This is a genomic window from Gilliamella sp. W8123 (genome assembly GCF_016101085.1).
GTDB lineage: Bacteria > Pseudomonadota > Gammaproteobacteria > Enterobacterales > Orbaceae > Gilliamella > Gilliamella apis.
This window is the reverse complement of sequence record NZ_JACFRE010000002.1, coordinates 237,207-256,548: the sequence shown is the minus strand read 5'-3', so window position 1 is coordinate 256,548 and position 19,342 is coordinate 237,207. Positions and strand designations below refer to the sequence as shown.

General features: G+C 31.2%; 20 protein-coding genes. 9 read left to right on the top strand and 11 right to left on the bottom strand.

The annotated features are described in order from the left end of the window. Positions 1 to 30 precede the first annotated feature (30 nt). Positions 31 to 1,008 (top strand): DUF2806 domain-containing protein, encoded by a 978-nt coding sequence (locus tag H3T56_RS03990; RefSeq protein ID WP_198192090.1) that lies wholly within the window; start codon positions 31 to 33, stop codon positions 1,006 to 1,008. 68 nt (positions 1,009 to 1,076) lie between these two features. On the opposite strand, the gene H3T56_RS03985 is transcribed toward H3T56_RS03990, so the two are convergent. The 3 genes from H3T56_RS03985 to H3T56_RS03975 all read right to left on the bottom strand — a co-directional run bounded on the left by H3T56_RS03985 (position 1,077) and on the right by H3T56_RS03975 (position 3,502). Beyond that, positions 1,077 to 2,144 carry a helicase RepA family protein gene (locus H3T56_RS03985; protein WP_198192089.1) on the bottom strand — a complete coding sequence of 356 codons (1,068 nt, stop codon included), beginning with the start codon at positions 2,142 to 2,144 and terminating at the stop codon, positions 1,077 to 1,079. A gap of 2 nt (positions 2,145 to 2,146) precedes the next feature. Further along, on the bottom strand, positions 2,147 to 2,347 hold the full coding sequence (locus tag H3T56_RS03980) for an AlpA family transcriptional regulator (RefSeq protein WP_144187629.1): 201 nt from the start codon (positions 2,345 to 2,347) through the stop codon (positions 2,147 to 2,149). Between the two features lie 165 nt (positions 2,348 to 2,512). Beyond that, positions 2,513 to 3,502 carry a hypothetical protein gene (locus tag H3T56_RS03975; protein WP_198192088.1) on the bottom strand — a complete coding sequence of 330 codons (990 nt, stop codon included), beginning with the start codon at positions 3,500 to 3,502 and terminating at the stop codon, positions 2,513 to 2,515. A 388-nt stretch (positions 3,503 to 3,890) separates the two neighbouring features. Between H3T56_RS03975 and H3T56_RS03970 the strand changes: the two genes are divergently transcribed. Next, entirely contained in the window at positions 3,891 to 4,352 is a 462-nt protein-coding gene (locus tag H3T56_RS03970; RefSeq protein ID WP_198192087.1) for a hypothetical protein, read from the top strand. Positions 4,353 to 4,422: 70 nt separating this feature from the next. On the opposite strand, the gene H3T56_RS03965 is transcribed toward H3T56_RS03970, so the two are convergent. Then, positions 4,423 to 4,728, bottom strand: coding sequence for a hypothetical protein (locus H3T56_RS03965; RefSeq protein WP_198192086.1), 306 nt, complete (start codon positions 4,726 to 4,728; stop codon positions 4,423 to 4,425). Between the two features lie 25 nt (positions 4,729 to 4,753). Further along, positions 4,754 to 5,386: a histidine phosphatase family protein gene (locus H3T56_RS03960; protein WP_144187638.1), complete on the bottom strand. Its 633-nt coding sequence runs from the start codon at positions 5,384 to 5,386 to the stop codon at positions 4,754 to 4,756. Positions 5,387 to 5,612: 226 nt separating this feature from the next. On the opposite strand from H3T56_RS03960, the gene H3T56_RS03955 reads away from it, so the two are divergent. The 7 genes from H3T56_RS03955 (at position 5,613) to H3T56_RS03925 (ending at position 12,903) form a co-directional block, all read left to right on the top strand. Then, the gene (locus tag H3T56_RS03955; RefSeq protein WP_144187640.1) at positions 5,613 to 5,876 is read left to right on the top strand and encodes a helix-turn-helix domain-containing protein; all 264 of its coding nucleotides are present in this window, start codon (positions 5,613 to 5,615) and stop codon (positions 5,874 to 5,876) included. 559 nt (positions 5,877 to 6,435) lie between these two features. Beyond that, the gene (locus tag H3T56_RS03950) at positions 6,436 to 7,503 is read left to right on the top strand and encodes an acyltransferase (RefSeq protein WP_198192085.1); all 1,068 of its coding nucleotides are present in this window, start codon (positions 6,436 to 6,438) and stop codon (positions 7,501 to 7,503) included. A 482-nt stretch (positions 7,504 to 7,985) separates the two neighbouring features. Beyond that, positions 7,986 to 8,447, top strand: a complete 462-nt coding sequence (locus H3T56_RS03945; RefSeq protein WP_198192084.1) for a hypothetical protein — start codon at positions 7,986 to 7,988, stop codon at positions 8,445 to 8,447. A gap of 183 nt (positions 8,448 to 8,630) precedes the next feature. Next, on the top strand, positions 8,631 to 9,104 hold the full coding sequence (locus tag H3T56_RS03940; RefSeq protein WP_198192083.1) for a hypothetical protein: 474 nt from the start codon (positions 8,631 to 8,633) through the stop codon (positions 9,102 to 9,104). A 339-nt stretch (positions 9,105 to 9,443) separates the two neighbouring features. Further along, positions 9,444 to 9,650, top strand: coding sequence for a hypothetical protein (locus tag H3T56_RS03935; protein WP_065578823.1), 207 nt, complete (start codon positions 9,444 to 9,446; stop codon positions 9,648 to 9,650). Positions 9,651 to 10,066: 416 nt separating this feature from the next. Further along, the gene (locus H3T56_RS03930) at positions 10,067 to 11,980 is read left to right on the top strand and encodes a hypothetical protein (protein ID WP_198192082.1); all 1,914 of its coding nucleotides are present in this window, start codon (positions 10,067 to 10,069) and stop codon (positions 11,978 to 11,980) included. A gap of 488 nt (positions 11,981 to 12,468) precedes the next feature. Then, positions 12,469 to 12,903: a hypothetical protein gene (locus H3T56_RS03925; protein ID WP_034903049.1), complete on the top strand. Its 435-nt coding sequence runs from the start codon at positions 12,469 to 12,471 to the stop codon at positions 12,901 to 12,903. Between the two features lie 156 nt (positions 12,904 to 13,059). Here the strand turns inward: H3T56_RS03925 and clcA are convergent, their stop codons facing one another. The 6 genes from clcA to opp1B all read right to left on the bottom strand — a co-directional run bounded on the left by clcA (position 13,060) and on the right by opp1B (position 19,327). Continuing rightward, positions 13,060 to 14,436, bottom strand: a complete 1,377-nt coding sequence (gene clcA / locus H3T56_RS03920) for a H(+)/Cl(-) exchange transporter ClcA (RefSeq protein WP_370545495.1) — start codon at positions 14,434 to 14,436, stop codon at positions 13,060 to 13,062. A gap of 149 nt (positions 14,437 to 14,585) precedes the next feature. Continuing rightward, positions 14,586 to 15,911, bottom strand: coding sequence for an MATE family efflux transporter (locus H3T56_RS03915; protein WP_198192080.1), 1,326 nt, complete (start codon positions 15,909 to 15,911; stop codon positions 14,586 to 14,588). Between the two features lie 3 nt (positions 15,912 to 15,914). After that, positions 15,915 to 16,694, bottom strand: a complete 780-nt coding sequence (locus H3T56_RS03910) for an ABC transporter ATP-binding protein (protein WP_065578820.1) — start codon at positions 16,692 to 16,694, stop codon at positions 15,915 to 15,917. Then, positions 16,694 to 17,560, bottom strand: a complete 867-nt coding sequence (locus tag H3T56_RS03905; protein WP_198192079.1) for an ABC transporter ATP-binding protein — start codon at positions 17,558 to 17,560, stop codon at positions 16,694 to 16,696. Before H3T56_RS03905 ends, H3T56_RS03910 begins: the two co-directional genes overlap by 1 nt. After that, a complete protein-coding gene (opp1C, locus tag H3T56_RS03900; protein ID WP_065651264.1) occupies positions 17,553 to 18,380 on the bottom strand; it encodes a nickel/cobalt ABC transporter permease in 828 nt (275 codons plus the stop codon). The genes H3T56_RS03905 and opp1C overlap by 8 nt, the downstream gene beginning before the upstream one ends. Before the next feature lie 2 nt (positions 18,381 to 18,382). Next, entirely contained in the window at positions 18,383 to 19,327 is a 945-nt protein-coding gene (gene opp1B / locus H3T56_RS03895) for a nickel/cobalt ABC transporter permease (RefSeq protein WP_034903040.1), read from the bottom strand. Positions 19,328 to 19,342: the final 15 nt, after the last annotated feature.

Sequence of the window (19,342 nt, the reverse complement as noted above, 5' to 3'; positions counted from 1 at the left end):
TGATTTTTATTAAGATATTGTGAGGAATATATGGGAGATGATTCTAAAATAAACGTTGATATAAAAGCTGAAGTTAAAGCCGATTTTCAACCAATTTTAAAAAAAACACCAAATGCTATTAAATCGATTTGTTATCTTATATTTGGAGATAAGCTTATTAATTCTGAAAGAAAGCGTATATTGGCCGCGGCTCAAAATGAGGCTGATAAAAAGAATATTTTATCAGGAAAAGCGATCTTTAGTTCTGAAACAGGGAAGTTATCTTCTAGTAGTGACAATAATATTATTGACATTATCTCTGCAACAATAAAAACAGATGAAGTAAAAAATATTATAAAATGTATAGTTAATTCATTTGATTATATAGAAAGTGCTAATGATACAGATGAAACTCCTACTGATGATTTTTTGAATAGATGGAGAAATGAGGCTAAATTTATTTCTGATGAGACACTTCAATATATTTGGGGACGAGTTTTATCTGAAGAAATTAATGAACCTAAAAAAATAAGTTTAAGAACACTTGACGTAATTAAGAATCTTTCAAAAGCTGAAGCTGAATATTTTTCTCAATTATCTAGTTATATAATTTTTGGTAGTTATCTTTTAAATCCTAAAATAAACGATACATATCTATTCAAAGATGAACTGTACTCATTGAGAGATGCTGGGTTAATGGTCTCTTTTACTCCTGGACAGTATGTATCTTATCCGTGGCCTACAATTTTATTAAATGGAGAGAAAATTTATTATGTTACTAACTCTACTCACATATTTTTTGTGTATGAAAAAGATGTAGCTAAAACACCAAAATTTATTGCTTGGGAACTGTCTAAAGCAGCAGAGAATATTTATTCTATTACATTAAGTGAACAAGCTAATAAGGATGCAGTGAACAACATAATTGAAATTTTATTAAAATATAATAGTCTCAATAAAATATATTATGGTAATTGGGATTCAAACAACAAGGAAGTAACGTGTATAAATAAGATTTTGAACTACTAATTTAAAGATAACATCACTTTTCACAACTATAGGTATACAAAAAGTGATGTTGTTTGTTTTTAAAGTTATTATTTGATTAATTCAATAGATTGATTGTCTATGATGGAAATTTTAATAACATCTTCTTTAATCAATTTTTCCAACCATTTATAATAACCTCCATCAATATTTTTGATGCCTTGTTTTTTTAACGATTGTTTAATAATATTTTTTGTACATATTTGGTTTTCATTAAGTTGCTTTTTTATCGTTTCAAATAAAACAACGTGGTTTTTAGTTAAATTATTAATTCCTTTTAGCTCATTAGGTAACTGTTGTGTTCTGGGTTCATAAGGCTCATCGACAACGGTAAGAGATGAAATTAACTCTTGGTCTTGATCATAATAAAGCTCAATATTTTTTAATGCATAAGCTTTTCTTGGTGGTGGTTCCATGTCTTTCATCTTTGTACATTCAACAATCAAAGATTGATTGTTGCCATTTTTACCATCTTTTGAAATAAAAAACTCACAATCTAAAGAGGCGGTTAAAGCACTTGAACCTCTGGCTCCTCTCGATTCATCTTTGCCAGTATGATGAACAATTAAAATAGAAGCACCTGTATCTCCCTTCAATTTGTCACAGCCTGAAATGAATGCTCCCATATCTTTTGCGGAATTTTCGTCAGCAGAGCCAAGACATCTGGCCAATGTATCTATAATAATGAGTGATACTTTCATGCCAAATTCATTTTCAGCATCTAAACAAGCAAGTTTTAATTCATCTACATCTTCTTTCACTAATGGAAAAACGGGGCGATTTATAACAAAAAGGGGAATTGAACTATTTATATTATGATAATCAAACCATGCTTTAATGCGTTTAGGAACACCAGTCCCACCTTCTCCTGCAATATACAATATTGCACCTTGTTTTACTTTGTTCCCTGACCATTCTTTACCACAGGCAATACTACATCCTAAAGATATAGCCAAAAATGATTTGAAAGTGCCACTTTGCCCATAAATACAACAGAGCGATTGCATGGGTAAAATATTTTTTATGATGTAATTTTGGATTGAGTTGTATCCCTCAAAACCAATAGATATAGGTAATGATGATTTTCTTTTATAGCCTGATTTAGTAACTATAGACATGACTATCTCCTCGCCTTATTAGCATCAATCCATGCTTCAATTTCAGCTAAATCCCAACGAATACAATTTTTTGCGAAACGTATTGGCTTTGGAAAATTAGGAGATTCCATTAAATAATATAGTTTTGTTCTGCCTAATCCTATTTTTTCTAATACTTGCTTTGTGGTAATTAGAATAGTGTTATTACTTCCAATATTAGTCATATTAATCCTCATATAAATCAAATTTAAGTTTGATGAAAGCTAATGATTTTCTTATCCATTTCATTCATTAGCTGTTGCATGAGTTGATATCAACACGAATATTGGAACATGTTTTGTTATGGTATTTTGGAAATTTCCAGCAATTTCCAGATATTGTTTGAATGCCTATTTTTTTATGAAAGGTATATCAACATTCTTAAGCCAACTTTCTACTGTTTTACCTGATACATTCACATCAATTCTTTTTTTATCAAATGTTTTCTGTATTACTCCATCTTTTCCTGATCCAGAAGATTGATCATATATTTCTTTTCTAGGTGAGTTAGCAACGTTTTCATCATAATGAACATAAAGCAGTGATTTTATGAAAACTTTCATTTTGTTGCTGGTAGATTTATTTTCTAGTTGTTCTAACTTCTTTTTTAATTCTTCATTTTCTTTTTTTAGTTGGTCTATTTCGTCTTCGTCATTAATTGTTTTTTTGAAAGATATTTTATGATTTTTCATAAATCGTAATAGCTCATCTTTGGCTATATATATTTGAGAGAAATCTAATTTAATAATCGGTAATGTAGTTTGATTCTTGGTTGTATTTGGTGTGGCTAGACATAAATTAATCGATATATCATTAGATTTTGTAGTACTAGAAAAATGTGTAAAAAAAACATTATCAAAATTAATAGAAAGTAGGTTGTTATATAAATCACAATTTTGCAAATATGTTTCATAAGGAATATCAAATAAACCATAAAATTTACAATTTGCCTGAGATAATCCCCAAGAAATATCAAATTTATCATTTAATCGTAAATCTTTAAACTCTGATAAATTTTGAACTCCTAAAAAATCAATTTTGATAAATGAATCTTCTAACGAGCAAGTATTAGGGTATTCATTTTTAATTAATACTTTTTCATTATAGGCAAGCCAAGAAGGTGATTTAATTATAGGTAGGTGATTATCTAAATAAGATGATCCTATTTTTGTTATAAACTCCGAATTACCTTCAACCATAACCATAGTATTTAAATTTTGATTTTGGATATAATATATTAGTTCCTTTAATGAAATAGTATTTACACAATTAGATAAAAGTTTCATGATTTCATCGATAGAGTAATAATCACAAATTAAATTTTCTTTTTTTATTGTCATATCACACCCATAAAATAAAAGTTAATAAAAAAACTAACGCCCTTCGGTTGTTCAACGCTTAAAACTAATTAAAACAAGTTTAATCAGTTTTAAGCGTTTTATGATTTTAGTTTTGTGTCTAATTTAAGCTCGTAGAGATTATTCGGTTTAAAAGGGCACCTTTTGCACCATCGACTATAAAAATTGAAAATTTTGTATACAGTCGGTAACGTGCCTATTTATTAAGTTCTTTTTTATAATTTTTTAAACCAAAATAACAACCTATGAACAACAGACGTTTGACATACATCAAAAGGCATTATAGCCTATTTTATCATTATAAAATATACAATTAGCTTACAAGTGAATAACTTATAACATACAATCAACAGACAACTAAGGAATGTTAATGCTAAAATCGGAATTAAACGAATTAATTAATGATTTAAATAATACTCACTATATACAGCGTTGTTTTGATAATCATTTCGATAAATTACACATCTTAATGAAAGTGGGGTATAGACGAAAAAAAATTTATTTGGCTTTATCTAATGAATTGGATTTTGAGTTAAAAGAACCAACATTTATAACTTCTATGGATAGAGCCAAAAAGAAATTTCACAAAAAAATAATATCAAAAATTGAACCTAACCTAACAGTTGATTTATCCAATGAACAAGAACCGAAAAATTATTCAGATGATTGGAGTAAAATCTATTATTTACAAAATTCATCACTCATAATAGATCTTCAAAAGGCAGGGTATACACCAGAAGATGTTTTGTCATGGAATTTACTTACAGAAAGAGCGTTGAGAAATAAATTAACTGATTTAATATCTCAAAACAAGAAATCAAAATTTCGGTAATTGGTTAGAAGAGGATGAAAGGAATTTTGTATTCCTTTCATCTCGTTTTAAATAACCGTAAAACGATTTATTATTTCTTAGTCCACAATACCTTTTTATTATTACCTAAAGCAAGTTCTGTAGGTGAGACTAAAGTATACTCGATACGATTACTGCTTTTAGTTCTTAAATAATCACCATCTTCGGACACATCAAAAGTGGAATCTCTTCCAAGCATAAGATCTACATGATGTACTTCATAATGATCGCCTTTATTAGTAATTGTCACTGTGCTAGTTGGTTCAACCCATTGCCCAGAAAATTTGCCGGACACTTCGTCTTTACAAGCAGATAATATTATTGAAAGTAGTAATACCATAAAGATTTTTTTAAACATTTTAAGTCCTATCGGTTAGCTGTAATTACATGAAATTATCAATATATTTCAATTTACAAAATTGCAAATCATCATTCCAAATAAAATGGTAAAGAGCTGTGTTAGGTATAGGTAATCCTAGTTGAAATTTTCTAAATAGCTGCATTTCTGTTGCTCGTTCACATTTATTGCTAAAACCAAGTTGTTGCCAGATATAAAGAGCTAACCACATGCCATGACCAAAGATAACACTATTATTAGGGATATGTTTTATTTCTTTATTAAATGAAGATACTTGTTGATAAAACTCATTAAAAGTTTGTGCGGTTTCTCCGTGTCTTAAATCTGGAATAGAATCTTGCCAATATTTTATTGTAATGGGTAATCTTTCTTCTCCATTAAGTCCGTTAATAGCTTTGTGACATAGAGTATTGAACTCATTTAAGCAAGGTAATACAGTAGCTGATAAATGATGTTTTTGTAGTAGTGGTGCTGCTGTTTGTTGAGTTCGGTAATACTCGGAAGTGAAAATTTCTGTTGGGATAACATCAAAATTTTGAGCAATTTTTTTTGCTTGTAACATTCCGTCTGCCGTCAGATTTATTTCTTTGTTTGGTTTGGTTATACCTCCAGTATTTGCTTCACTTTGGGCATGACGTATAAAATAGATATTTTTCATGTTACCTTCTAATTATTTTCTGATTCTAATGGAAAGTATTTTACTTAAAAATAAAAATTTATATAAGTTACCTAAACTTTCCTTTCGTATTATTGAATATTCTATTTAATTGTAAGTATAACTAAAATCCCATTCTAATTATTTTATCTTAATACTACGATAAGCGTAGTATGCAAGTCAATAAAAAATTACGATTATCGTAGCTTCTAGATAAAAGGAAGCTACAGTGAAGAATGAAAATAAATATCGTCAAATTTTTTGCAAAAGACTTAAAGAGGCTAGAGTTACTAAGGGATTATCTCAAAAACAGCTGGGTATTGTAGCTGGCATTGATGAATTTGTTGCAAGCACAAGAATTAATCGTTATGAAAAAGGAATATACGAGCCGGATATTGAAACAGCAGGGAGGTTAGCTGAAGCTTTAGATATTCCTTTAGCTTACTTATATGCTGATGATGGATTAGCCGAAATCATAAAATGCTCTTCGTGATTTTTTATGACTTACCGATTTGTTATGGAAAAAGAAAAAATTAGATAATTATTAGAATAGCAATATGCTTAACTTGTCCAATGCTAAATCGCGGGGTTCCCTTCCAGGGTTCCGATTTAGTATTTGACAACTCACTATAATTATTATGGATGTAATGATGAAAGGAATACAAAATTCCTTTTATCTTGGTGAACAATAAAAAAAACTATAAATTTATGAAACCATTTTTAGTAATATATTTAGTAATACAAATAAATGTAAATTTGATTAATTTATTGAATTTTAAAAACTAATTAATCAAAATTAAGTCCAGTAGGGGCCACCATCACGTAATTCAAGACACTTCACTAAACATCAATGAAATTCAACGAGATTTAAAATTTTTAGTTATACGGTGTTAATATAACTCAAATCCGTATAACTAACACGATATAACTATGGCCAGAAAAACCACAGTAAATCAGATTTAGTTTTTTAACACGGTCAATAAAATAAACGCTTGAGTTAATATTATGAATAGCTTAATATTTTGGCACTTTAATTTTATGTAAATGTTACAATGAATAATATAACATCTTTTAATAGTTTAAGATTTTTGTTGGCTTTGTTTATTTGCTTATTTCACACTCAAGTAATACTAGCTAATGGAACAGGATATAAAATTTTTAGATCGGCTTATTTGGCTGTTGACTGTTTTTTTGTTTTATCTGGTTTCTTGCTGGCTAGGACGTATTATTTAAAATCGCTATATACAGAAAACCCAAAAGGGTTAATAGATTTTTTTATATCTAGAATAAAACGGCTGTATCCAGAATATTTATTTTGTATGATTTTATTATTTACTTTAATGAGATGTTTAAACGTTAACATGGGTAGCGGTAAAGCGTTTTTTTTAAATTTTATTATGATTACTGATGTTAGCGGAATTGAGACGATGTTGCTAGGTGCTTGGTACGTTGTTGTCCTATTTTGGCTTAGTTGTTTATTGTATGCATTAATGTACTTTTTTAAAGAAAAGGCACTCCAATTATATATCCCGTTATTATCATTTTTTTGTTTATTTGCTATAACATCAAACACAGGTCCAGTTGTAGGTTTAGGTTATTCTGTACCAATGGTATTAGGTTTTTTGTCACAAGATATGGTAAGAGGTTTTTTAGGTCTGTCGGTAGGTATTTTTGCTTATATGATTTCAGATTATATAAATAAAAATGATTGGAACTGGATAAACCAAAAAAAGCTTCATTTCATTCTGATTCTTATAGAGTTACTATCTATTGTAGGGCTATTGATTCTATTGTGTAGTAGTAAAAAAGATAGTTTTCAATATTTTAATATCTATTTCCCATTTGCATTTATTATAATATTGCTCTTTTATAAGAAAGAATTTTTTCTGCGATTTTTATCTAATCCAGTTCTGGCAAAAATTGGCAATATATCATACATACTGTACTTATCACATATTACACTAATGTTTTGTTTAAAAAAATACTCAGTATTTTCAGGTATAAATGTTGTATTACTATTTGTTTTATCAATTATTATTAGTATGGTTTTTGCGACAATTTTATATTTTTCTTGTAGATTCTTGAAATCATTTATAATAAAACAACTTGTTATAAAATAGAGTATTTATAACTACAGGATTGCTGAATTGCGCCTGTAGTTACTATTTAATATATTGAGTAGTAATCTATATTCCGTATCTATCTTCAATTTACAATATTCAATGGCGTCATAGCGTCACAAAATCTGCGATATCAAACATTTTTTTATCATTTTGATAGAACACGTAATTGTGATTGTCACGTCATGACTATTTATTATGTAGCATTTTATTAGTTAGAATAATTTTGCCAATTCAAAGGGCTGCAAGACAGAAACTTGCAGCTCAATCTTAAACAAAAACAAGTAAAAATTTGCTAGGGGCTATTTTGTTTGCACACTATCAGTGACAGTAATTTTTTAAAATATAGATATCAATTTCACCATATCTAAATTGCTTTTTGAATAATATTAAAATATTCTAAATCCTTAAAAAAAACATTATTAATAAACAATTCTCCAACGGATTAACAGGAAGTTTAATGATATTTTCAAGGATTAGGTGTGTTAAACGTTATTAAATATTTGCTTAAAGATTCTGTATTGATCGTTCTCTTCTTCATATTCTACTTTAGTATGGACATAACATATTATGTAGTTTTAGAAAATCGCCACTCGTTTATTAGCAATATAGGTAAGCCAATTGTTGATGTTTTATTTGCTATAGCGGTTGTAGTTGAAATTATTTTCTTTCTCTCAATGTTGATAAAACTATTTGTTGTTAATAGTACACATTGGTTAACCTCTTATTTAGGATTAATATTTGGGTTAGCATTTTCTTTTGTTTGGCTATTTATTTTATATGTTTATTTCAACCAATATAATGGTGGGGGATGGGATGGTTTAGGGTTTCTCGTTTGGGCGTTTTTGCCTGCGATTGGCAGTTTTATGAGTTATATTATTTTAATACTTATCAGAATGTTATATTTTTTATCTTGTGTTTTATTTGTTGAAAGTTCTAAATAATATTTTTTTTATTAACTGTTATTTTTAGATATTGCTTGAGAGAATTATTTAGCCATCTAAAGTAGAATGCATAACTGATTATTAAGTAGTTAAATATTAATTTTATCAGAGTGTCACCATATCTAATTGGATGGATTTTTTAGGTTAGCAGTAAAGTTAACTTAAGTTTTTAAGGAATTAATTATGCCAACAGTTATTAAATATTTATCTAAAGATAAATTATGGATCTGTCTTTTTTGGGTTACTTATTTGGCATTTATAATTACTTATAATATTTTTTCATTAAAAAGCATATTCTATAGTAGTCATGTAGCTGAATATGTCCTTCAGATAATATTTTGTATAACAATAGTTTTTGAAATTGTTTTTTTCCTAATACAATTAATAAAATTATTTATTACACCTCGGACACATTTATTAACTTCTTTTATAGGATTATTTTGTGGATTAGTTTTCTCTTTTGGCTGGTTTGGTTTTTTAAATTTTTATTTTGATTATTTTGATTATGGTTATAACAATGATTTGGGATTCATCCTTGCGGCGTTTATTCCTGCGCTAGGTTGCTTTTTAGGTTACATTATTTTAGTTTTGATTAAAATTTTAAGATGTTTATGTTGTTTTTTGCTTGTTAAACAATCCAATGATTCTTATCCATAAAGTAAAATATATTAAGAAAGCCTTTTAAAAAATTAGCTGCATTTTATTAAGTATTCGTCAGTTATTTTAAGATGATTGAGTACTTTTTCTTATTTGTTATTTGTTAATTGCTTTTAATACGCCATTATTATCAATTTGAGATAAGACAGAATTACATTGCTCATTTTATCGAGTATTTAAACTTAAAAATCTAAATTTTTTATATTTTAAAGCTCTTTTAGCGAAGATACTGAGAGTTTATTCAATCTTGACTTGATTTTTGTTTCAATCAGCGTTTATATATAACTGTAATAAGCTAATCGGCTTATTATTTTTAACATTTTACTGGAGGAGCTTATAATGGTACAAAAATTTGCTGCATACGGTAGTGATGTTTCAGCTGGCACTTATAAATGTGCTGATTGTGGCTATGTATATTCAAACCAAAGTAAAAAATCGTTACCCCCTTGTCCTGATCATAATAAAAAACCGCATAGTAAGAATGGTTGGTATGTGGTGAGTGGTCAAGGTGATTCAGTTAAAGATCCTCATCATACTAAAAAATAGCACTTGTTCTATGTTGTAACTTTGAAAGGTAACACTAAGTGTTACCTTTTTGGTTATTAAGTATCGTTATTAAATTTTATTCTCGAATTTTTGGCTTTTGCCAATAAGTTTATTTTGAAATTGTGATCTTTATCACGTCGAAAAATAAAAGCAATATTTCATTCATTGCTAACCCTACCTTTCATTATTACCTATGGCTAATTTAGAAATGACTTGATTTATGGTAATAAAAAACTAGTTGTAATCATTTCCCGCCAAATATATGTCTTTCAGTAAAAAGGAAATTCAGTCATTTTTTGGCAATTTAGCGATTCTAATAAACTGCAAAGAAGATCACAATTTCATCAATATTTGATGTTTATACTAAGTCTAATATGTGCTTATTGAAAAAATTGTTTGTCCTTCAGGAGGTAATAATGAAAAAAAATATGAAAAAATTGGTTGTGTTAGGTGTGTTATCTGCATTGTGTTTACCAACAGGTGCAGCTTGGGCCAAAGATTATCAATTATCAGGAAAAAATGCTCAAGTTAAATTAGCTAAGGATGACAGTCAAAATAGTATTACAGCACTAAATATTATCAATCCAGTGACTAATGATTCGGTAAAAATTGAAACGTTGTTTGAAATTGTTTTGGCATCCGGAGATAAGTTAACCGATAAAGATTTTTCACTGGATAAAGTGCAACAACAAGATACAGGCATGACATTAAATTACACTGGTCATGATATGTCGATTGAAACTGTCGTTAATCTAAATGATGATAAACATTTTGCGAGTTATGAATTAAGAATCACGCCTAAAAATAAAGCACTTTCAATGTCATCAGTTTCATTAATGCCATTCCATTCACAGGCACCATTTGTGTATGGTTCAGTAGTAAGTTCACCGATTATTAGTGATACTTTTTTTATCATTCCAGAAAATCCACTAACCAATACCGTTGCTTATGAAGGTGGTGTATCACAAAAAATTCCACAAGCTATTCCATTACAAGCTGAACATACTTTAAGTTATAAAACTTACATTGGTACTTATGAAAAAGGTCAGTTAAGACGTAACATTAACCAGTTCATTGATAGTGTTCGTCAACGTCCATATAGTCCTTATTTACACTATAACTCATGGCTAGATATAGGATTCTTTAATCCTTATACTGAAAAAGAAGCCTTATTGAGAATCGATCAATATGGTGAGGAATTGGTAAAAAAACGTCAGGTAAAATTGGATGGATATTTATTTGACGATGGTTGGGATAATCTAAAAGGGAACTGGGGATTTAGTGCGAATTTCCCTAATGAATTTAATAATTTGAAAGCAGCTTCTGATAAGTATCAAACGGCACTCGGGATTTGGTTATCACCATGGGGCGGTTATAATAAACCACGTGATAAACGTGTTGCTAACGCGCCTGAATTTGGTTATGAAACTATGGACGGTAAATTAGCCTTGTCAGGGCCAAATTATTATACTAACTTCCATAAACGAATCCTCGAATTGATTAATAACCAAAACATAACCATGTTTAAACTTGATGGAACTGGTAATGCTGATAAGGTTATTGCTGGTAGTCAATTCACTAGTGATTTTGATGCTGCTATCCATTTAATTGAAGATATGCGCAATGCTAATCCAAATCTCTACATCAATTTAACCACCGGTACTCAAGCAACGCCTTCATGGTTATTCTATGCCGATTCAATATGGCGAGGTGGGGATGATGTTAACTACTATGGACCTGGTAACAAAGTGCAACAGTGGTTAACTTATCGTGATGCAGAGACTTATCGTTCTATAGTTCTAAAAGGCCCTCTATTCCCGCTTAACTCCTTAATGTTGCATGGTATTGTCTATGCAAAACAGGCGAAAAATCTTGATAAAGAAAGTGAAACAGATTTTGCCGATCAGGTATGGAGCTACTTTGCAACAGGTACCCAATTGCAAGAAATGTATATTACTCCTGAATTATTAACGACCCAAAATTGGGATACGCTAGCTACAGCCGCAAAATGGGCAAGAACTAATAAAGATGTTTTATTCGATAGCCATTGGATAGGTAAAGACCCGACAAAATTAGGAGTATATGGTTGGGCTGGTTGGAGTAAAGATAAAGCAATTATCACTTTACGTAATCCATCTGATAAACAGCAAGTTTACTATCTAGATTTACAAAATGATTTAGAATTACCAAATAATGCAACTGATCGTTTTCAAATTAAAATTGATTATGCTAGTAAGTTACATGCAAAGAAACCAACAACTATTTCGAAAACAGCAATGTTAACGCTTGAACCTTTTGAAACAGTTATCATGTCATTAACCCCACAATAACCTATAAAGTGCCTTACTATGTAAAGGTAAGGCACTTAATTTTCAAGATTTTATTTGGAATTATGTTTACTATCAATAGATAAATTTAGTAAATAAATTTTGTCAAAAAAAAATTCAATTTATCCTCTATAACCTATATATTTAGGTATCTCAAAATTAAAGCTTAAAAATCCCCATATCTAGTTAAATTTTGGTTTAAAGATTATTAAATTCAGGAAAAATTTTTGCTGAGTAATTGGCATTAGTGATAAAAATATTCAAAGTTGAAATGATCAATATTTGTTTAATTTCATTTAAATTTTTACAATAAATTGTTAAGTTGGCTTTTTTTATCAGAAATATTGTGTAAGATAGCAGATATTTTTATTAATCATTATTATTTAGACCATTAAATAAATTAAAATATTTAAGATAACAATAAAAATATAATTATTTATTAATAGTTTTGATTAGAAATAGAGTTATAAGGTATAGAGTAAGGAAAAATGATGAAAAAAGTTATTAAATTGACAGTGTTGCTTTCAAGCCTTTTTATGTTTACGACCGTAAATGCAGCTACAGCCGATAAAAATACGGGAGTAAAGGTTACTAAAGCATTAGCAGATAGTGCAAAACGCTCATTGTTAGGAGAAAAAGGTAAATTTCCTATTCAAGTAGAGGCCGGTTATGAAGTTACCAATATTACCGCGAATATTAATAATGTGGTTTTTGAATATAAAATGCCTTCAGATAGCCAAAATACCCCTTTGAATGATTTTATGGAGAATGTTAGATTAGGGCTTAATAGTCAATTTTGTGATAAACCTGATGTCGTAAATGTCTTAAAAACTTATGACATTCGTTTTATTTTCCGTTTCCAATTTTCTGATGATCGTAATATTCCTACCACTTTATCAATCAAAGAAATCTGTGAGTTAGATTAGGTAAATATTAGATTATTAGCTATTAGATGAATTTTAGTAATGAATCGAAACGTTGAGGTATTAATTTTGATTCATTACTAAGTTAATGGCTTAACTCAAATCTTGTTCTTATTTTTCAATCATCCTCAACAGCTAGTTTACTTATGCTGTAATTTATCAAGAATTACTTGCCGTTAGCTGAGTAGTGTTATCTGATTGAAGTTTGTTTCTTAATAAGATTTTTTCCAAAATAGACGTATATAATGGCATTCCTCCTAGCGCTTGCGCTATGAGTGTCGCACCTAAGCAAGTAATAATCATCGGTAAAATAAGCTGATAGTTATCTGACATTTCCATTACCAAGACAATCCCTGTGAGGGGCGCACGTACGGTTGCTGCAAATAATCCTCCCATTCCAATGATAGCGCAAGCACCAAGTTCAATATGATAATTTGGGTAAATTTGTTGCGCAATCACCCCAAAAGCGATCCCAACCGTTGTCCCTAAGGCTAAGGTAGGGGCAAATATGCCACCTGGCGCACCGGAACTAAAGCATAAAACGGTAGTGATAAAGCGTAAACATAAAATAATCATCAATGTATTGATAGCGTAATTGCCAGAAACGGCATCGGGAATAAAATCAAAACCACTACCAGTTATTTCAGGGAGGATGAAGCTTATAACTCCAAATAACCCTGCCAAACAAAATCCAGTGATAACAAAGTAGTATTGATTAAATTGATAAAATTGTTTGAATCGCTCTTGTAAGGTCAATATGCACTTATTTGATAAAACACCAATAACGCCAAAAAAAGTCCCTAACAAGAGATAGAGCCATAAAGATTCAATAGGAACGGCATTAAAGTGGCCGATCTGAAAGACTGATTCCTGATTATATAAAAATTGATACATAATGCTGGCCATAATCACGCCAACAAAAATGGCTTTTATTGAGGTCAAATTGTAGCGAAACTGTGGTCGCATCTCTTCAATAATAAACAGTATGCCTGCTAAAGGTGCATTGAATGCTGCAGTAATGCCTGCGGCGGCTCCGGTTGCTAAAAAAGTATGTCGATAAGCTTTATTTTTAATTTTGAGCAGATCGGAGACCATGGCACCAATATTACCACCGAGTTGAACAGTAGGGCCTTCACGACCTAACACCATACCTGAGCCCAAAGCACCAATGCCACCAATAAATTTAACTGGTAGGACGGATCGCCAACGTACTGGACGTAAATCAAGTAATGCACCTTCAATTTCTGGTATACCTGAACCGCCAGATTCAGGGGCAAAACGTTTGACTAAATAGTAAGCTAACCCGCCCATTGTTCCTGTGATAGCAAAGATTAATAGATAATTAATTACTAGATTGTCGACCAGATTAAATAATAATGTTTTACGCAGCGAGATAACCCAATTCACCGCATACTGAAATAATACGCCAACAATACCAGTGATAGTGCCGATAACACCGGCAACTATTAGTACGATTAGTGGAGCTTTATCCTGAAAACTACGTATTTTATGATAAAGTTGAATTCTTTTTTTGATAGCAGAATAACTAGGCACAATATTGACTGTAATTAGAACAATGAAGGCAAATTTTACGCCTGTTTAATCGAAAAAGATAGTTTCAAATTTGCACTAAAATACTTGCTACTAGGACGATTATCTGATTGAAAACCTGCGATAATTCGCCATTAAGCAGTAATATAGCTGCGCGATTTTTTAATCCAAATAACTAAAAATATTGTTCGGCCAAAACTAAATAAACTGTAAGACAGCCATAATCCATGATTTCCCCAAACTGGTACTGCAAAATATTGTGTTATCAACCAAAGCAATAACGCTAATAACATTGAATCACGGATGGATGAAGTGTAACTAATACCGGAAAAAACACCATAATAGATCAATCCTCCCGCGGCAACGATAGGGAATATAATTAACCATGTTTGATATTGCAGAGTTAGATTTATAATTTCCGTTTGATTAGTAAGTAGCTTGATAATTGAGGTGTCAAACGCCAACCAAATAGCAATTATTATAATTGGGCAAATAAAACAGGCTTGCAATGACCAGCGTAAAGTTTGGTTATAGAGCTTCATACTTTTATTGCCCTTCGCGCGACCACTAAATACACTTGATGCATTAGCAAAACCATCAAACAGATATGCCATCATATAATGGATCTGAAATAACACGGCATTAGCGGCTAATACTTCGGTATCGAATGTTGAGCCAATCGAAATAAAATGATTGGTGACTATTAATAAACAGATAGTCCTTATCATAAGATTGGTATTGACTAAAATGACCCCTTTTAATGATTGCCATGACAAAATAGCTTTTAAGTCGGTTTTTTGATGCGTTTTCGGTAGATATCGATAGATGAACAAAATCCCGATTAAAGAACAACTTATTTGGGCGATTAACGTTGCGAATGCGACTCCTTTGATGTCCCAACGAAACCACCAGACAAAAAGCATCGCCATTATGATATTAAGTACATTGATGAAAACTTGCAAAAATAATACTGCTTTCACTTTAGAGATACCCATTAACCAACCAACTAACACATAATTGATAAGCACAAAAGGAGCTCCCCAAATTAATACGGAAAAATAGCTATCAGCATAGTGTTGAACTTCTTGATTAGGATTAATGATCTGCATTGAAGCAGAAAAAATGAACTTTTGAAAAATAATAAATACCAAACCTAAAAAAATCGCAATAAAAAGGGGGCGAATAAGCGAAGATTTTAGTAATAATGCGTTATCCAAGGCTTGAGCTGCGAAACCTGTGGTACTGACTCTTAAAAAGCCAAATAACCAGTAAATGGTATTGAATATTACTGTTCCTATGGCAATGCCAGCAATAAAAGCAGGATTAGGTAAATGACCAACTAAAGCAGTATCAACTACGCCAAGCAGGGGAGTGGTGATAGTTGACAGTACAAAGGGAATCACTAATTTAAGATAATCAATAAACTGATACTGTTGATTTGATATTGATGCGTTTGCCATTTTTTAAAAACCTAAAACTGATTCGAGAAGTTGGATAGAGTAAGGGTTTTTGACTTGATTAAGTTTGTCTATACTATCAATATATTCAATGATCTCACCTTTATAAAAAAATGCCACTTTGTTACAAAGATAAGTAATGGTCGTTAGGTCGTGGGTGATAAAAATACTGGTAAGATTTAATTGCTTTTGTAAATCGGCAAGTAGTGACAATATTTGGGTTTGTACTGAGATATCTAATGAACTCACAGCTTCATCAAATAAGATAAATTGCGGAGAGCAGGCAATTGCTCTGGCAATGCAAACACGCTGTAATTGACCACCACTCATTTGGTGTGCAAAACGATTATAAAAAGAGCTGTCTAAACCGACTTGTTCTAATAAAGCGTTAATACGCAGCTTACGGTCATTTTTGGCTAGTTTTTCATAGATGTCAATCGGTTCAGCAATAATCTGGGCTGCAGTAAAATACGGATTGACTGAGGCATTATAATCTTGAAATACCGCACTGATATCTTTACGCATTGCTGACTTTTTCCAAGCCCGTTTAGCTATATCCTGACCATTAAAATAGATGTTACCACTATCAGGTTTTTCTAAACCTAAAATCAGTTTACCTAATGTGCTTTTACCACTACCACTTTCGCCAATAATGCCAAGACATTCACCTTGTTTTAGTTCGAATGAAACGCCATTGATGACGGTATTCTTTTTTCGGCTAAACAGATTTTGATTCGGTTGTAAAAAAGATTTTTTTACATTTTCAACTTGTAATAACGGTGGCATTAAGTTGTCTCCGTGATCAAATTTGGATTATTGAAACCAATAATAGCATTGAACTTATTTAATAACTGTTTACGTGTGTCTATCAAGTAACGAGTATAGTCATGTTGAGGATGGTAAAAAATTTGTTCACGACTACCTGATTCCACAATCTTCCCTTTATTCATCACAATAATATCATCAGCAATATGATGAATCACACCTAAATCATGAGAGATAAAAATCACGGTTGTTTTCGAGTTCTGTTTTATCTCGGTAAACATTTTTAAAATATGAAATTGGCTAATTGAATCAAGTGCTGTAGTGGGTTCATCAGCAATGATGAGTTCTGGTTCAAGCATTAATGCCAAACCAATCATTATTCTCTGTAACATGCCACCACTTAATTGATGAGGATATTTTTTATAGATCTCTTGTGGATTATTAAGGCCAATATTTTCAATCATTTCTAACGCTTTTGTCATGGCTTGCTTTTTGTTAATATCTTGATGTGCTTGCAGTGTTTCAACTACTTGCTTGCCAATACAATACAGTGGATCAAAAGCACTCATAGGATGTTGTAATATTATCGAAATTACCTTACCACGTATCTGCTTTAAGGTTTGTTTATTCTGTTGTAATAGATCACCATTATTAGCTAAGGTTAGTTTAGCTTGGTGTGGCTTAAATAATATTTGACCTGACACATCAAAATAGGGCTCTAACAATCCGATAATGGCTTTACATGTTAAACTTTTGCCACTGCCACTTTCACCAACGATACCTAAACATGAATGACGATTAATTGTAAATGAGACATCATCTAATAGCTTGTTACCATTGTCGAGGGTAACCGTAAGTTTATTCACTTCTAATAGCGAGCTACTCATGCTTTTGGTCCTTAGGATCTAAAATATCTCTTAAACAATCACCTAACATATTAAATGCGGCAACGACAATTAAAATTGCAATACCAGGAAAGACCATCTGCATCGGATGTTGGGTCATGACATTTTTCGCTTCGCTTAACATTAACCCCCACTCGGCAGTAGGTGCTTGAACACCTAATCCAATAAAGGATAGTGCTGAGATATTTAAAATTACCCAACCTGTATCTAAGGTTGCTAATACCACCAGCTCTGACATAACATTAGGTAGTAAATGACGGCAAATAATAAACGAATGTGGTGCGCCAATTGCACGTGAAAAAAGGATATAATTTTTTCGGCTATATTTTATGACTGAACTACGAATCATGCGGCTATACCATGCCCATTTAACCACAATATTGGCGATAATGACGTTTTCAATACCTACGCCTAATACACCAACAATCGCTAAAATCATGACTTGGCTAGGAAATGACAGCATAATGTCACAAAGGCGCATAATGCATTCATCAAGTTTGCCTCGTTGATAACCTGAGATAAGGCCGATCAGACTACCAACCACGATAGTAATGATCATGGTAAGTAAGGATAAAAACAGGGTAGATCGGATACCATAAAGCAAACGCGATAAAATATCGCGACCAAGATGATCACAACCAAGCCAATGTTGACTAGACATGGCGGCATATTTACGCACAATACGAACTTTATTGGGATCATACGGTGCAATATAAGGTGCTAAAATACCTAATATAACGATTGTGGTGATGATGATTAAACAGATTAAAGCTGTTTTATTGTTAATCAATTGTTTAGCTATATTCATACGGCACCACCATTATCTCGTAATCGTGGATCTAACCATTGATGAATGATATCAACAATAAAATTACAAACTACAAATAGAATAGCCATGATAAGAATATAAGCTTGAATGACCGGATAATCACGGTTCATGATGGCCGCGATACATAAACGACCAAGTCCTGGCCACGAAAAGATATATTCGACGACAAAAGATCCAGCTATTAATTGCGGAATAGTCATACCTAAAGCCGTGATAGTCGTATGCAGAGAATTAACTAACACATGCTTAACAATTATCGTTGTTTCTTTTAAACCACGGCTACGAGCATAAAACACCGAATAATTATGCATATTTTCCAACATATTATTACGGATAAAACGAATATAAGTTGAGATATAGACAAATGATAAGGTTAAGGTAGGTAAAATGAGATTTTGCCATGTTCCGTAACCGTTGGTTGGCAGTAAATCTAAATAATTGGCAAACAGCCAAATAAATAGCAAACCTAACCAATAACTCGGCATTGCAGTACCTAGAAAGATAATGATACGAACAATATGATCGAATGCTGAATTGGCAAAGATGGCACATAAAACACCTAAAATTAAACTGATGATAAGTGTTAATGCAAATGCCGACATCGCTAAAATTAATGTTGGAATTAAACTGCGGATCATCTCATCCCAAACGAGTCTATCTCGATGAATAAATGAACGACCAAAATCAAGATGTAAAACATCATATAGCCAAATAAAATAGCGTTCTAAAAAAGGTTTATTCAATCCCAATTCTTGACGCATACTTTCAATAGCATCTGGTGTTGGCATGATTTCGTTTAAGCGTAATGCAACTTCTGCAGGATCGGATGGAGCTAAATTAATAAGAAAAAAAGCGATAAAAGAGATACCGAATAATATCGGTATCATCATCATTAAACGTTTAATAATATAATTTAACATTATTCGCCAATAATA

Excerpts from the sequence above, each read along its gene's own strand:
- H3T56_RS03970 (WP_198192087.1), top strand. The coding sequence starts at position 3,891 with ATGCTAAAATCGGAATTAAACGAATTAATTAATGATTTAAATAATACT.
- H3T56_RS03965 (WP_198192086.1), bottom strand. The coding sequence starts at position 4,728 with ATGTTTAAAAAAATCTTTATGGTATTACTACTTTCAATAATATTATCT.
- H3T56_RS03975 (WP_198192088.1), bottom strand. The coding sequence starts at position 3,502 with ATGACAATAAAAAAAGAAAATTTAATTTGTGATTATTACTCTATCGAT.
- H3T56_RS03980 (WP_144187629.1), bottom strand. The coding sequence starts at position 2,347 with ATGACTAATATTGGAAGTAATAACACTATTCTAATTACCACAAAGCAA.
- H3T56_RS03915 (WP_198192080.1), bottom strand. The coding sequence starts at position 15,911 with ATGGCAAACGCATCAATATCAAATCAACAGTATCAGTTTATTGATTAT.
- H3T56_RS03950 (WP_198192085.1), top strand. The coding sequence starts at position 6,436 with ATGAATAATATAACATCTTTTAATAGTTTAAGATTTTTGTTGGCTTTG.
- H3T56_RS03960 (WP_144187638.1), bottom strand. The coding sequence starts at position 5,386 with ATGAAAAATATCTATTTTATACGTCATGCCCAAAGTGAAGCAAATACT.
- H3T56_RS03990 (WP_198192090.1), top strand. The coding sequence starts at position 31 with ATGGGAGATGATTCTAAAATAAACGTTGATATAAAAGCTGAAGTTAAA.
- H3T56_RS03930 (WP_198192082.1), top strand. The coding sequence starts at position 10,067 with ATGAAAAAAAATATGAAAAAATTGGTTGTGTTAGGTGTGTTATCTGCA.
- H3T56_RS03910 (WP_065578820.1), bottom strand. The coding sequence starts at position 16,694 with ATGCCACCGTTATTACAAGTTGAAAATGTAAAAAAATCTTTTTTACAA.
- H3T56_RS03935 (WP_065578823.1), top strand. The coding sequence starts at position 9,444 with ATGGTACAAAAATTTGCTGCATACGGTAGTGATGTTTCAGCTGGCACT.
- H3T56_RS03985 (WP_198192089.1), bottom strand. The coding sequence starts at position 2,144 with ATGTCTATAGTTACTAAATCAGGCTATAAAAGAAAATCATCATTACCT.
- opp1B (WP_034903040.1), bottom strand. The coding sequence starts at position 19,327 with ATGTTAAATTATATTATTAAACGTTTAATGATGATGATACCGATATTA.
- H3T56_RS03925 (WP_034903049.1), top strand. The coding sequence starts at position 12,469 with ATGAAAAAAGTTATTAAATTGACAGTGTTGCTTTCAAGCCTTTTTATG.
- H3T56_RS03905 (WP_198192079.1), bottom strand. The coding sequence starts at position 17,560 with ATGAGTAGCTCGCTATTAGAAGTGAATAAACTTACGGTTACCCTCGAC.
- H3T56_RS03940 (WP_198192083.1), top strand. The coding sequence starts at position 8,631 with ATGCCAACAGTTATTAAATATTTATCTAAAGATAAATTATGGATCTGT.